The organism is Roseateles sp. GW821-FHT09H10, assembly GCF_059415865.1.
This window is the reverse complement of record NZ_JBWKOB010000005.1, coordinates 62,004-76,208: the sequence shown is the minus strand read 5'-3', so window position 1 is coordinate 76,208 and position 14,205 is coordinate 62,004. Positions and strand designations below refer to the sequence as shown.

Annotated in this window: 12 protein-coding genes; 6 read left to right on the top strand and 6 right to left on the bottom strand. The window is 68.4% G+C overall.

Going from position 1 to position 14,205, the window contains the following annotated elements; translation table 11 throughout:
- Nucleotides 1-35: 35 nt before the first annotated feature.
- Both AC07OY_RS21555 and AC07OY_RS21550 read left to right on the top strand, forming a co-directional pair.
- A complete protein-coding gene (locus AC07OY_RS21555) occupies nt 36-659 on the top strand; it encodes a hypothetical protein (RefSeq protein ID WP_495044632.1) in 624 nt (207 codons plus the stop codon).
- 147 nt (nt 660-806) lie between these two features.
- On the top strand, nt 807-4,052 hold the full coding sequence (locus AC07OY_RS21550) for a ligand-binding sensor domain-containing protein (RefSeq protein WP_495044631.1): 3,246 nt from the start codon (nt 807-809) through the stop codon (nt 4,050-4,052).
- Here the strand turns inward: AC07OY_RS21550 and AC07OY_RS21545 are convergent.
- The 4 genes from AC07OY_RS21545 to yjgA all read right to left on the bottom strand — a co-directional run bounded on the left by AC07OY_RS21545 (nt 4,042) and on the right by yjgA (nt 6,516).
- Nucleotides 4,042-4,470, bottom strand: coding sequence for a hypothetical protein (locus AC07OY_RS21545; RefSeq protein WP_495044630.1), 429 nt, complete (start codon nt 4,468-4,470; stop codon nt 4,042-4,044). The two genes, AC07OY_RS21550 and AC07OY_RS21545, sit on opposite strands and share 11 nt — an antisense overlap.
- Nucleotides 4,471-4,531: 61 nt before the next feature.
- Nucleotides 4,532-5,389 carry a hypothetical protein gene (locus AC07OY_RS21540; RefSeq protein WP_495044629.1) on the bottom strand — a complete coding sequence of 286 codons (858 nt, stop codon included), beginning with the start codon at nt 5,387-5,389 and terminating at the stop codon, nt 4,532-4,534.
- A gap of 13 nt (nt 5,390-5,402) precedes the next feature.
- Nucleotides 5,403-5,987 (bottom strand): molybdopterin adenylyltransferase, encoded by a 585-nt coding sequence (mog, locus tag AC07OY_RS21535; protein ID WP_495044628.1) that lies wholly within the window; start codon nt 5,985-5,987, stop codon nt 5,403-5,405.
- Entirely contained in the window at nt 5,980-6,516 is a 537-nt protein-coding gene (gene yjgA / locus AC07OY_RS21530) for a ribosome biogenesis factor YjgA (RefSeq protein ID WP_495044627.1), read from the bottom strand. The genes mog and yjgA overlap by 8 nt, the downstream gene beginning before the upstream one ends.
- A 61-nt stretch (nt 6,517-6,577) precedes the next feature.
- On the opposite strand from yjgA, the gene AC07OY_RS21525 reads away from it, so the two are divergent.
- From AC07OY_RS21525 to AC07OY_RS21510, 4 genes are all read left to right on the top strand, one after another.
- Nucleotides 6,578-8,050, top strand: coding sequence for a serine hydrolase domain-containing protein (locus AC07OY_RS21525; RefSeq protein WP_495044626.1), 1,473 nt, complete (start codon nt 6,578-6,580; stop codon nt 8,048-8,050).
- A 46-nt stretch (nt 8,051-8,096) separates the two neighbouring features.
- A complete protein-coding gene (gene pmbA, locus AC07OY_RS21520) occupies nt 8,097-9,464 on the top strand; it encodes a metalloprotease PmbA (protein WP_495044625.1) in 1,368 nt (455 codons plus the stop codon).
- Between the two features lie 109 nt (nt 9,465-9,573).
- On the top strand, nt 9,574-10,656 hold the full coding sequence (locus AC07OY_RS21515) for a TRAP transporter substrate-binding protein (RefSeq protein ID WP_495045051.1): 1,083 nt from the start codon (nt 9,574-9,576) through the stop codon (nt 10,654-10,656).
- 150 nt (nt 10,657-10,806) lie between these two features.
- Complete coding sequence (locus AC07OY_RS21510) at nt 10,807-11,763, top strand: SdiA-regulated domain-containing protein (protein WP_495044624.1); 957 nt, start codon at nt 10,807-10,809, stop codon at nt 11,761-11,763.
- A 46-nt stretch (nt 11,764-11,809) separates the two neighbouring features.
- Here the strand turns inward: AC07OY_RS21510 and AC07OY_RS21505 are convergent, their stop codons facing one another.
- Complete coding sequence (locus AC07OY_RS21505; RefSeq protein WP_495045050.1) at nt 11,810-13,369, bottom strand: TRAP transporter large permease; 1,560 nt, start codon at nt 13,367-13,369, stop codon at nt 11,810-11,812.
- Nucleotides 13,369-13,977: a TRAP transporter small permease subunit gene (locus tag AC07OY_RS21500; protein ID WP_495044623.1), complete on the bottom strand. Its 609-nt coding sequence runs from the start codon at nt 13,975-13,977 to the stop codon at nt 13,369-13,371. Before AC07OY_RS21500 ends, AC07OY_RS21505 begins: the two co-directional genes overlap by 1 nt.
- Nucleotides 13,978-14,205: the final 228 nt, after the last annotated feature.

Here is a 14,205-nt window from a genome sequence, read left to right as displayed (position 1 = left end):
AGACTGCGCGCCCACATCGACAAGGGAGCGCAGTCTTGGAAGAGCCGGAAGTCCATTCGCATCACCATGGCGGCCACAGCGGCCATCGCTGGTTCGACATCGCCGTCTCGGTCTGCGCCATCGTGGTGTCGCTGGTCTCGCTTTACCTCGCCATCCATCACGGCCACGTGATGCAGCAGATGGCCGAGGCGAATGCCCGCATGGTCACGGCGACGTCCTGGCCGAGCGTCAACTACTCGACGAGCAATGTCGATGCCGACAGCCAGCCCACGCTGCAGCGCTTCACGCTGAGCAACAAGGGCATAGGCCCGGCCCGCGTGGACGGCATGGAGGTGCGCCTCGAGGGCAAGCCGGTGAAGAGCGTGCGCGAATTGCTCCAGGCCTGCTGCAGCAGCGAAGGCAAGCCGCCCGCGCTGACCTGGCAGCTCTCCACGGTGAACGGCGAGATCCTGCGGCCCGGCGAGGAGAAGCACTTCCTGCATGTCCCAAGGTCGGCCGACACCGCGCTGTGGGCGCGGGTCAGCGAACTGCCGGGCAAGGTCAGCGTCAAGGCCTGCTATTGCTCCGTCTTCGACGAATGCTGGGTGGCGGACAGCACGGCCAGGAAGCCGGCCAAGGTCGCCGCCTGCCCGACGGACTGGGTGCAGTACGGCGATTAGCCGGCGCAAATAGCCGTTGACCGGGGCCTGGCTTGCCGGGAGGAGGGCCGGCGTGGATGAGAATCGCCGCTTCCGGGCCGTAACGGCCCATCCCCGTGACGGCCTGCTGTGCTTCTACGCGAGTTCCGACTGCGGCTTTCCTCGGCTTTGCGCCTGGCTCTCGGCCTGGCGACGGCCGTGGCCGTGCTCGGGGCCGAGGCGACGCCTGCCCAGAAGCGCTGGTCCAGCCTGGCCGACATCAGCTTCCAGCATCTCAGCCAGGAGCAGGGCCTGCCCAATGCCATCGCCACAGCCCTGGCGGAAGACGGCCAGGGCTTTCTGTGGGTGGGCACGCTGGGCGGCCTGGCGCGCTGGGACGGCTACCGCTTCAAGGTCTACAAGCCCGACCCGCAGCGGCCGGGCGCGCTGCCGGACAACTATGTGCAGTCCCTGCATGGCGATGCCAAGGGAAGGCTCTGGGTGGGCACCAGTGCCGCCGGTCTGCTCAGGCATGACCCCGCGACGGATCGCTTCGTCGCCATTCCCGTCGGCGGCGCCCGCGGGCTGAGCCACGTCAGCGTGCGCCAGATTGCCGATGACGGCGCCGGCGGACTCTGGATCGTCACCGATGGCGGCCTGGATCATCTCGACCCCGACAGCGGACGCATCGAGCATGCCAGCGCCAGTGGCGCCTGGGCCGAGGTTGCGGGCGCCCAGGTCTGGAGCCTGCTGCGCGACCGGCGCGGCCAACTCTGGATCGGCAGTGCCGCGGGCCTGTTCCGCCGCCCGGCCGCCGGCGTGCCGCTGCAGGCCGTGACCCTGGCCGCGGGGCGCGTCGTGCAGCCGCTGGCCCTGGCCCAGGACAGCGCCGGGCGCATCTGGGCCGCTGGCGTGCACCAGGGCGTCTTCGTGCTGGCCGAGGAGGGCGATGCGCCGGCCGTGGAAGTCCACGAGACCGGTGTGGCCCGCAGGGAAGACCTGCTGGCCAACAGCCAGATCACCAGCCTGCTTGAAACCCAGCCGGGCGAGATGTGGGTGGCGACCCTGGGTCAGGGCGTCGTGTCCGTGGATTTCGAAAGGTTGGAAAGCCGGCGTGTCCGCCATGTGCCGGCCTGGCCGGTCAGCCTGGCGGACAACGCGCTGCGCACCCTCTACCGCGACCGCGCCGGTCTGGTCTGGGCCGCGTCCAACCGCGGCCTGAGCCGCCACGACCCGCGCCAGGGCGGCGTGCTGACCCGCCTGGGCGCCAGCGCCGAGATCGGCGACGCGCTGGACTCGCGCTTCATCAGCGCCGAGATCAGCTGGATCCTGCCCATGCCCGAGGGCCGGCTGTGGCTGGCCACGCACAAGAGCGGCATCGACATCCTCGATGCGGCCGGCTCCCGTGCCCATGCCCTGCGCCCCGACGCCAGCCGCCCCGAGGCTGCCCTGCCGCCGGACATCGTGCTCGGCATGGTGCGCGTGGCCGATGGCGACGTCTTCATCGCCACCAAGCGCGGCCTCTACCGCTCCGACGCCGACGGGCGCCGCCTGCGCCGCGTGACGCTGGCGGGCCGCGACCCGGCGGCTTCCACCTGGGCCCTGCTGGCCGACGGCGGCACGCTGTGGATCGGTGGCCAGTTCGACGGCCTGTGGCGCCTGGACCTGGCCAGCGGCCGCGCCGCCGCGGTCACGCCGGCGGCGCCCGGCCTGACCGACCAGCGCATCATGGTGCTGACCCGCGGAAGCGGCGGCGAACTCTGGGTCGGCACGCGCAACGGCCTCAACCGCGTCGACACGCTGAGCGGCGCCGTCGTGCAATACCCGGCCGGCCCGACGCTGGCCCGGGGCCTGTCCGCCGGCTTTGTCACGGCGCTGATGCTGGACGGCGAGGGGCGTCTCTGGGTGGGCAGCTATGGCGGCGGCATCGACGTGCTGCCGGCGCCCGGCGGTGGCGAGGCCATCGTGCGCGTTGGCACCGCGCAGGGCCTGCCGGACGGCACCGTCAACGCGCTGCTGCAGGACCTGCAGGGCCAGGTCTGGGCCAGCACCGACAACGGCCTGGCGCGCATCGAGCCGGCCCGCATGGCCGTCAAGGCGCTGCGCCGCGCCGAAGGTGTCGTCTTCCCGACCTATTGGACGGGTTCGGCGGCGCGCACCGAGCGCGGCGAACTGCTCTTCGGCGGCGCCGGCGGCATGACCGTGGTGCTGCCGGAGAAGCTGCAGGTCTGGACCTACCGCCCCGAGGTGCTGGTGGTGGACGTGCAGATCGGCGGTCGCCCGGTCGCCTTTGCGCCCGGCGACGCCCAGCCCCTGGATGTACCGGCCGACGGCAACAGCCTGGCGGTGGAGTTCTCGTCCAGCGATTTCTCGGCGCCCGAGCGCAACCGCTATGCCTACAAGCTCGAAGGCTATGACGACGAATGGATGGCGGCCGATGCGGCTCACCGCCAGGTGGTCTACACCAACCTGCCGCCGGGCGACTACCGGCTGCGCCTGCGCGCCTCCAATCGCGACGGGCAATGGGGCGAGCGCGACCTGGCCCTGCCGGTGACGGTGCAGCCGGCCTGGCACCAGACCTGGTGGTATCGGACAGCGCTGGGGCTGACGCTGGTCCTGCTGCTGCTGCTGACGGTGGCGGCACGCACCCGGCTGCTGCGCCATCGCCAGCTCGAGCTCGAGCACAAGGTGCGCGAACGCACCGCCGCCCTGCGCGCCCTGCACGAGGCGCTGGAACAGAAGTCGCGCGAACTGCAGCGCAGCAGCGTGACAGACCCGCTGACCGGCCTGCACAACCGCCGCTTCCTCAGCGAGCACATCGAGCAGGACCTGGCCGTCGGCCTGCGCCGTGCCCAGGAAGTGCTGGCGGCAGGCGGCCAGCCGCTGGACACGGACAGCGTCTTCCTGCTGCTGGACATCGACGCCTTCAAGCGCATCAACGACCGCCATGGTCATGCGGCCGGCGACGCGGTGCTGGTGCAGTTCGGCGCCCGGCTGCGGGCCGTCATGCGCGAGTCCGACTACCTGGTGCGCTGGGGCGGCGAGGAATTCCTTGCGGTGGCGCGCGACACCGACCGTTCACGGGCCGAGGAACTCGCCGAACGCATGCGCTCGGCGGTGGCCGACAGGCCTTTCCGCCTCGACGATGGCATCGAGCTGGACGTCACCTGCTCCATCGGCTTTGCCTGCGTGCCCTTCGAGATGGAGCGGCCCCAGGCGCGCAGCTGGCAGCAGGTCGTCAACCTGGCCGACCTGGGCCTCTATGCGGCCAAGCGTTCGGGCCGCAATGCCTGGGTGGGCGTGCACACGGCCTCGGGCCGGGCCGCTGGCGGGCAGCGCGTCGTGGGCGGCTTCGGACTGAGCAGCAACCGCGATCTGGACCAGGTGGTGGCGGCCCTCGATGAGTCGGCGGTGCCGGGCGCCGTCATCGGCTAGGCACGCTCGCCGTCCCGAGGAATCGGGCGAGTTCCGCGTCCAGTTGCTGGATCGTGCTTGCCGCGTCGACGACCGGACGCGATGAACCGCACAGGCCGGCAACCCAGTGCTGGGCCTTGTGGAGGTAGAGCAGATGGCTGGCGCCTTGCGCCCAGCGCTCGTAGCCGCAGGCGGCCCCTTCGAGCTTTTCAACCACGAAGGCCGCACCATCGGCAAGTTCGCCTTTCCAGCGGTGCTTCACGACGAGATGCAGCATCGGGCGGCGGTGCAAGGGCGATTTGTAGCCAAGGACATGGTCCCTCGAGAACCAGGCGGTCGCCGGTTCGGACGATTGCCCGACTACTTCGGCGAGCACGACCGCCTGCGCATGCTTCCAGTTCTCGCGCCAGTTCGCGGCTTCGTCCGGGCCCGGTGCCATGCAGGAGCAGGCTTGCGCCGTGCTCGCCACACTGGCCAGAAGAACGAGGGCTGCAAGTCGCCTAGGCATGGCGAGCCCACCGTGACGGCCAGCGCGCCAGCCAGATGCCCATGAACAGGGCCGCGAGGATGGGCAGGAGCAGCAAGACCAGGGGTGGCGGTTCCGGCGTCCGGTACAGCCAGGCGTGGCTGTTGACCGGATCCAGCAGCGTACTTGCCGCGAGCGCGCACCAGCAGCCGGCCAGTGCGAGAGCCGGCAGCCTGGGCAGGCCCTCATGGGCAGGCCACAGCAGGCTCAGCGTGAAGCCGGCCGCCATGCCGCCCAACGCGTAGTACAGCGCCAGCAGGAAGTCGTCCTGAAGGGCCGCATCGCCGGGCCAGATGGCGTAGAAGAGGTTGACAAGCAGTTGCAGCTTTTGCGGCTGCAACAGCACGGTCAAGCCGGTGCCCAGGCCTGCAATGCCCGCGACAGCCAGATGAAGGCGACGATGGCCGTGCAGCACGGGGGCCAGCCACCGCCTGAGCAGCAGCGACACCGCGATGGCCAACCCCGCCCAGACCGAGAAGGCGATGGCCATCGGAAGGACTTCGTACAGCCAGTCCACCGGGCCTGGCAAGCTCATCACTCGGGAGACCTCGAGAACAAAATAGATCATCGCAGCGATGCCGGGCACCTGCCAGGTTCGACGTTTCGACCAGGCGCCCATCGCACCGAGGACCAGGCATGCCGAGAGGGCGGTCAGGCCCATCAGGGCGGGGCTTTCATTCGAGGCGCGATACCTGTCGGTGCCGGTCAGCTCTTCGACAAAGGTGACCGCCGTCAAGGCGTACCACAGGGCCAGCAAGGCGAGCAGCAGGTTCTTGAGTCCGCTCGACAAACCGGCCATCCCCTGGAACCTGGACAGCGCGGACGTCGCCATGGCTGCGAGTCCGTCAGGCCTGGGTGGGGCGGACGGCCGACTTGGGCCGGAAGGCCTTGCAGATCTCGTCGCGCGTTTCGAGATAGGGCCCACCGATCAGGTCGATGCAATAGGGCACGGCGGCGAAGATGCCGCTGGCCTTCTCATGGCCGGCCAGCGTCTCGGCAATCGCCTTGGGCTGGCCGGGCAGATTGATGATGAGGGCCTTGCCGCGGATGACGGCGACCTGGCGCGACAGGATGGCCGTCGCCACGAAGTGCAGCGAGATCTGGCGCATCTGCTCGCCGAAGCCCGGCATCACGCGGTCGGCCACGGCCAGCGTGGCCTCGGGCGTCACGTCGCGCGGTGCGGGGCCGGTGCCGCCGGTCGTCAGCACCAGGTCGCAGCCTTCGGCGTCGACGAGGTCGATCAGCGCCTGCGAGATGCCGGCCTGCTCGTCGGGGATCAGCCGGGGCACGAAGGCGATGGGATTGCGCAGGGCGGCCGTCAGCCAGTCCTTCAAGGCCGGCAGGCCCTTGTCCTCGTAGACACCGGTCGACGCCCGGTCGCTGATGGAGACGATGCCTATCCGAACGGTTTCAGGGACGGGGTCACTCATCTTCGGCGGCGACTTCCGAGGCCTTGATGAACTGGAACAGCTCGCGGAAGGCGCGGCCGCTGCGCTTCTCCGGCTCGTTGGCCGCGTCCTTGCGCGCGGCGCGCACGAGGCTGCGCAGCTGCTGGATGTCGACATCGGCATGCTCGGCCAGGAACTCCTGCAGCGCGTCGTCGCTGGCCAGCAGGCGCTCGCGCCAGCGCTCGGACTGGTGCAGCCTGAGGCTGTCCTGGGCATGGCCGAGCTTGAAGGCGGCGACGGCTTCGCGAATCGGCTCCGGGTCGATCTTGCGCATCAGCTTGCCGATGTACTGCATCTGGCGGCGCTTGCCCTCGAAGTTGGTGATCTTCTTGGCGTGGCGCAACGCGTCGTACAGGATCTCGGGCAGGGCCAGGGGCTCCCAGCGGCTCTCGGGCAGGGCGAGCAAATCGTCGCCGAGCTTCTGCAGCGCGGTCGAGTCACGCTTGAGCTGGGACTTGCTGGGGCGGTCGAAGTCGTCGTCGTCTTCGAGTTCAGGATTGTTTTCTTGCATCGGGGGCCGTGTTCGGGCGAGACCTTACATTGTCGCCCACCCCGATTCAGCGGTCTCCCTCATGTCCCAAGCCCTGCGCCTCCTGTTCGCCTGCACCGCGTTGGCCAGCGCAGCCCATGCGGCGCCCGAGGGCCGCGTCTGCGCACAGCAGCCCGGTGCCGCTGCGAGGCGGACGGCCTTCGAACAGGGCATGCTGCCCAGCGTGGTGTTCGAGGGCGAGACCCAGGCCCAGCCCCTGAGCGCGCGCATGGCGGAACAGCATGTGCCCGGCCTGGGCGTGGCGGTGATCCGGGGTGGCAAGCTCGATTGGTCGGCCGTCTATGGCGTGCGTGCGGCGCAGAAGCCGGCGCTGTCTTGCCGCACGCTGTTCCAGGCCGGCTCGCTGGCCAAGCCGGTCACGGTGCTGGCGGCGCTGCGCCTGGTGGATGCGGGCCGGCTGGATTGGGACCGCGATGTCGACACGCTGCTGCGCAGCGTGCACCTGCCGGCGGGCAAGCAGAGCGCCGAGCATCCGGTGACGCTGCGCCATCTCTTCGCCCACACGGCCGGCATCACGCCGGGTGGCTATCCCGGCTATGCGCAAGGCGGCCCGGTGCCGTCTCTGGCGGCCATCGTTGCCGGAGCCGCCGGCGTCAACACGCCGCGGGCCGAAGTGCTGGACACGCCCGGCGCCAATCTGCGCTATTCAGGCGGGGGCTACACGCTGGCGCAGATCGCCCTGCAGGACACGCAAGGCCTGGCGTTCGAGCCGCTGCTGCGGCGCTGGCTGTTCCAGCCCGCCAAGCTCGGTGCGGCCACGTTTGCATTGCAGTCACCTGGCGCCGACATCGCCGAAGGCCATGCCGACAGCGGCGCCACGGTGCCCGGTGGCTGGCTGCACTTGCCGGAAAGCGCCGCGGCGGGGCTGTGGTCCAACGCCGGCGACCTGGGCCTGCTGCTGGCCGAGGTCTGGAAGGGCTACCACGGGCGCAGCGCCGTGTTCCGCCAGGCCAGCCTGAAGGCGTTGCTGGATGAGAAGCCCGTGCACGGCCATGTCTATGGCTTCCGCCTGGTCGGCGAAGGGGGTGAGCAGTTCCTGGTGCACTACGGCGGCACGACCGGCTACAACGCCGGCATGGTGCTCAATCTGCGCACCGGTGATGGCGCCGTCTATCTGGCCAACGGGGAGGGCGGGCGTGGGCTGGGCCATGAGGTGCTGGTGGGCCTGTCGCGCACCTATGGCTGGCCGCAGTTCCATGACACGCGTGTGCGCCGCGCCCGGCTCGACGCGGCCGCCGCCGACAGCCTGGGCGGGCGCTACGCCTTCGGTGCTTCCGGGCCGCGCGTCGTCGTCGAGCGGGCGCAGGCCGAGCTGACCCTGGTCTTTCCCAACGGCGACCGTTACCTGCTGACACCCATCGAGGCTGCCGAGCCCCTGCAGTTCATCCATGCTGGCAGCGGCGTTCGCGCCGGCTTCCGACGCGGCGCCGAGGGTGCGGTCACGCTGCAGCTCTATGGCCAGCAGGGCGTGAAAGAACCGGACGCCAAACCCTGATTTCTCGAGGCCTATGATTGCCTCTCACTCGATTTGCCAGCCCTTCATGTCCCAAGCCCAAGCCGGTTTCGCCTACAGCCCCGAACAGTTCCAGCAGTGGATCGAAGACGCCCTCGCCGAGGCGAAGAAGATGGGCGCCAGCGATGCCGGCGCCGAGGTGTCCGAGGGCTGCGGCCTGTCGGTGTCGGCACGCTTGGGCAAGCTGGAGAACGTCGAGCGCAACCGCGACAAGTCCCTCGGCATCTCGGTCTATCTGGGCCAGCGCCGCGGCAACGCCAGCACCTCCGACTTCTCGGCCCAGGCCATCCGCGACACGGTGCGGGCGGCCTATGACATCGCGCGCTTCACGGCCGAGGACGAGTTTGCCGGCCTGCCCGACGAGGCCGACCTGGCCCTCGACGCCTCGGCCCGGCCCCAACTGGACCTGTTCCACCCCTGGGCCGTCGACGCGGCCGCTGCCGCCGAGATCGCGCTGCGCTGCGAGGCTGCCGCCCTGGGCGTGGACAAGCGCATCACCAACAGCGAAGGCGCGGCCGTGTCGGCCCAGCAGTCGCATTTCTGGATGGGCAATACGCGCGGTTTCCGTGGCGGCTATGCCAGCTCGCGCCACTCGCTTTCGGTCGCTCCGATTGCCGGCCGCGGCAACGACATGCAGCGCGATGCCTGGTACAGCTCCATGCGCGACGCCGCCGACCTGGCCTCGGCCGAGGCCGTGGGCCGCTATGCCTCCGAGCGCGCGCTGTCGCGCCTGAAGGCGCGCAAGGCGGCCACGGCCGAGGTGCCGGTGCTGTTCGAGAGCACGGTGGCCATCGGCCTGCTCGGCGCCCTGGTGCAGGCCACCAGCGGCGGCGCGCTGTACCGGCGCACCACCTTCCTGCTCGACAGCCTGGGCAAGCCGGTGACGGCGGCGCATATCGACATCTCGGAAGATCCGCATGTGAAGAAGGGCAAGGGCAGCTCGCCCTTTGACGACGAGGGCTGCATCACGCGCGCCCGCTCGGTGGTCGAGGGGGGCGTGCTGCAAGGCTATTTCCTGTCCAGCTATTCGGCCCGCAAGCTGGGCATGAAGACGACCGGCCATGCCGGCGGTTCGCACAATCTGCGCATGAGCAGCCGCGTGACGGCCCCCGGCGATGACCTCTCCACGATGATCCGGCGCCTGGGCACCGGCCTGCTCGTCACCGAGCTGATGGGGCAGGGCGTCAACTACGTGACCGGCGACTACTCGCGCGGCGCCAGCGGCTACTGGGTCGAGAACGGCGAGATCGCCTACCCGGTGCATGAGGTCACCATCGCCGGCAACCTCAAGGACATGCTGCAGAACATCGTCGGCATCGGCTCCGACGAGTACACGATGGGCACCAAGACCATCGGTTCGGTCCTCGTCACTGGAATGAAATTGGCCGGCAATTGATGCGTTCGCGTCCGGGGTAAATCCGGGCCGGCGCGCCGCCTGCGCTTCCTAGAATCGCCCCGCACTTTTCTCTCTTCGCAAATCCGAAAACAGGAGACCTTCAATGACCATGGAACGTCGTTCCTTCGTGCGCCATGCCGGCCTGGCTGGCGTGCTGGCGGCAGGTGCCGCCCCGGCCATCGTGCATGCCCAGGCCCAGGTGCGTTGGCGCCTCGCGTCGAGCTTCCCGAAGTCGCTGGACACCATCTTCGGCGCGGCCGACGTGTTCGCGAAGAAGGTCTCCGAGATGACCGGCGGCAAGTTCCAGATCTCCGTGCATGCCGGCGGCGAAATCGTGCCGGCCCTGCAGGTGGTGGACGCTGTTCAAGGCGGTACCGTCGAGATCGCCCACACCGCGCCGTACTACTTCTTCGGCAAGGACGAGACCTTCGCGCTGGGCTGCGCCATCCCCTTCGGCCTGAACAGCCGCCAGATGACGGCCTGGATGGTGGAGGGCAACGGCCTGAAGCTGATGCGCGAGTTCTATCGCAACTACAACATCATCAACTTCCTGGGCGGCAACACCGGCGCGCAGATGGGCGGCTGGTATCGCAAGGAGATCAAGAGCGTCGCCGACGTGAAGGGCCTGAAGATCCGCATTGGCGGCTTCGCCGGCCGCGTCATGGAGCGCCTGGGCGCCGTGCCGCAGCAGATCGCCGGCGGCGAGATCTACTCCGCGCTGGAAAAGGGCACCATCGATGCCGCCGAGTGGGTCGGTCCCTATGACGACCAGAAGCTGGGCTTCAACAAGGTGGCGCCCAACTACTACTACCCCGGTTGGTGGGAAGGCGGTCCGCAGCTGGACTTCTTCATCAACACCAAGGCTTTTGATGCGCTGTCGGCCGAGTACAAGGCCGTCGTCGAGGCCGCTTCCGCGATGGCCCACATCGACATGCAGGCCAAGTACGACGCCAAGAACCCCGGCGCTCTGAAGCAGCTGGTGGGCTCGGGCACCAAGCTGTTCCGCTTCCCCAAGGACGTCATGGACGCGGCCTTCAAGGAGTCCATGGCCATCTACGGCGAGCTGTCGGCCAAGAATCCGAACTGGAAGAAGGTCTACGAGGACTATTCCAACTTCCGCCGCGACCAGAACCTGTGGTTCCGCTTCTCGGAAGCCGGCTTCGACGACTTCATGCAGTCGCAAAAACTCTGACGGGGCCGAGCGAGGTCCCTGCGGACCTCGCGACGCCTGTCAGTTGTCCCTGGCAACAGCAAAGCCCCGCGATGCGGGGCTTTTTTCATGTCGTCACCTTGTCATGGGCCGTCGGGACACTGCGCGCTCGCCAATGAAAGGAGAGTGCCCATGTGCCGCACCGCCGCCCTGATGACCGCACTGGCCGCCGCCTTCGCTGCGGCGCCGGCCACCGCCGCAACGACCTCGCTGAACCTGTCGACCTACAGCGTCAGCGGCAACGTCAAGCTGGATGCGCTGGGCGGCATGGGCCTCGAGGCCTCGGCCGTGACCTACGCGCGCGACCGCGGCACGCTGTTCTTCGTCGGCGACGAGGGCCTGGGCGTGGTCGAGATCTCGCGCACCGGCCAGACGCTGGGAACCATGGCCTTCAACTGGACCGGCACCGGCAGCTCCAACAACGACGCCGAGGGCCTGACCTATCTGGGCAATGGCCAGCTCGTCGTCGTCGACGAGCGCCCGCAGATGGCCTATCGCTTCAGCTTTGCCGCCGGCACGACGCTGGGGCTGAACAGCCAGCCCAAGGTGGCGATCACGGGCAGCAGCACAAGCGTCGGCAATGTCGGCACCGAGGGCATCAGCTACGACGCGCGCGACGGCCGCTTCTGGAGCGTGAAGCAGGACAACCCGGCCCAGCTGCGCGTGGCGTCGCTGAGCTTCGCCGTTGGCGGCGGCACAGCCACGTCGACGACACTGTTCTCGGGCGCCTCGTCCCTGTTCGGCCTGAACAGCCTGTCCGACATCCAGACCCTGTCCGGCGTGGATCGCCTCGCCGGCAGCGCTGCTGCCGACAATCTGCTGGTGCTGAGCCTGGAATCCAACAAGCTCATCGAGCTCGACCGTGCCGGCAACACGCTGAGCTTCATCAGCCTCGCGGGCATCACGACCCAGGCCATCGAAGGCGTGACCATCGACGAGAAGGGCGTGATCTACCTCGTGGCCGAGGACACCGGCACCGGCAACTCGCGCCTGATCACGTTGACCAGCGCCGTGCCGGAACCCGCGAGCGTGGCCCTCATGGCCGGCGGCCTGGTGCTGCTCGGCTGGCGTGCCCGCCGCCGCGGCTGAACGCCGACGGCCCCAAGAAAAAGCCCGCTGCGAGCGGGCTTTTTGCTTACTTCTTGGCCGCGTCTTCCAGCGCGCGGCGCACCGCGTCGCCATCGTCCGTCGGCGCGCTGGCACCCGACGCTGCAGGCTCCGGCGCGAACAGCTTGCTGGCGTCATCGGCGCTCATCTCGCTGGCCTTGTCCTGCCCGCCCATCTGCTGCAGCAGTTCCGACGCCTGGTTCAGGTCGACCGCCTTCTCCTTGTCGAGGAACGCCGTCACCGTCTGCGGGAAGAAGATGACGATGGCCACCAGGATGAGCTGCATGACGACCCAGGGGATGGAGCCCAGGTAGATGTCGCTGGACTGGACCTTCTTCGGGATGGAGCCGTTCTTGAACAGCGTGTCCGAGATGCCACGCAGATAGAAGAGGGCGAAGCCGAAGGGCGGATGCATGAAGCTGGTCTGCATGTTCACGCACAGCATGACGCCGAACCAGACCAGATCGATGCCCATCTTGTCGGCCACCGGGCCCAGCAGCGGCAGGATGATGAAGGCGATCTCGAAGAAGTCGAGGAAGAAGGCCAGGAAGAAGATGAACAGGTTGACGACGATGAGGAAGCCGATCTGGCCGCCCGGCAGGTCGCTCAGCAGGTGTTCGATCCAGCGGCCGCCTTCGACACCCTGGAAGACCAGCGAGAAGGTGCGCGAGCCGATCAGGATGAAGACCACCATGGCCGTGATGCGCATGGTGTTCAGCATGGTGTCCTTGATCAGCGGCCAGTTCAGGCGCCTGTGCAGCGCCGCCAGGATGAAGGCGCCGACGGCGCCCATCGCTCCGGCTTCGGTCGGCGTGCAGATGGCGGTGTTGATGCCCGGCAGGCCGCCCATGGAGCCCAGCACGGCGAAGATCAGCACGGCCGACGGGATGATGCCGCGCAGGCATTTGGCCCACAGCGCCCAGCCCTGCAGCGTGCGGGCTTCCTTGGGCACGCCCGGCACATGGTGGGGCTTCACGCGGCTCAGGATGAAGGTGTAGAGCGCGAAGATCAGCACCTGCAGGATGGAAGGCCCCCAGGCGCCCTTGTACATGTCGCCGACGGAGCGGCCGAGTTGATCTGCCAAGACGACCAGCACGAGCGAGGGCGGCACCAGCTGCGTGATGGTGCCCGACGCGGCCAGCACGCCGGTCGCATAGCGCATGTTGTAGCCGTAGCGCATCATGACCGGCAGCGAGATCATCGCCATGGCGATGACCTGGCCGGCCACGGTGCCGGTGATGGCGCCGAGGATGAAGCCGACGATGATGACCGAATAGCCCAGGCCACCGCGCACGGGGCCGAAGAGCTGGCCCATGGAATCGAGCATGTCCTCGGCCAGGCCGCATTTCTCCAGCAGCGAGCCCATCAGCGTGAAGAAGGGGATGGCCAGCAGCAGGTCGTTGGACAGGATGCCGAAGACGTTCTGCGGCAGGGCGCTCATGAACTCCGGCGGGAACCAGCCCTGGCTGACGGCGAAGAAGCCACAGGCCAGGCCGAGTGCCGCCAGCGAGAAGGCGACGGGGAAGCCGATCAGCATGACGAGGATCAGCCCCGCGAACATCAGCGGCGGGAAGCTCTCCATCGACATCATTGCAGCGGCCTCTCGTAGTGGATGTCCATGTCGAACTTGTGCGCCAGCCAGGCCACGCGCTTGATGATTTCGGCCACGCCCTGCAGCGCGACCATTGCGAAGCCCAGGGGCAGTACCAGCACCGCCGGCCAGCGGATCAGGCCGCCGGCATTGCTGGACACCTCACCCGAGGTCAGCAGCTTGACCCAGTAGCCCATGAAACCCAGGCTGGAAACGGAGTCGGTCGCTGTCATGCCCGTGCTGAGTTTGACGACGAACAGCCCCCAGGACAGCCAGGCCATGTAGCAGATGACTGGCAGCAGGAAGACCACGAGGCCGAACAGGTCGACATAGACCTTGCCGTGGCCGGTGAGGCGGCTGTAGACCAGGTCCACGCGCACGTGCTCGTTCAGGCGCAGCACCTGGGCGGCGCCCAGCATCACGCAGGTGGCAAAGAGATACCACTGGATCTCGAGGAAGGCATTGGAGCTGTAGTCCAGCCCGTAGCGGACGATGGCGTTGGCGGCGCTGATGAAGCAGGACAGCAGCACGGCCCAGGCGGCAATCTTGCCGAAGCGGTCGTTGAGGCTGTCGATGCGCCGCGCAAGGGAGAGCAGGGCGTTCATGGGGCGGGAGTACGGCAGAAATGCAAAGCGGTCGCCAATGTAGCGACCGCTTGAGGGGTGGCGGCTTCGTTCAGCCGTCGTTCAGGGTAAGCCCCGACGAAAGGGCCAGTTCGCGCCGCGGCAATGGGCCGCGTTGTGGCCAGAAAGGCCGCAGGCACGACAGCAGACCGCAAGCTGGGTGTCGACCCAGCGAGGCTGAGCCCGGACACGGGCAGGCCTGTGGCCTGA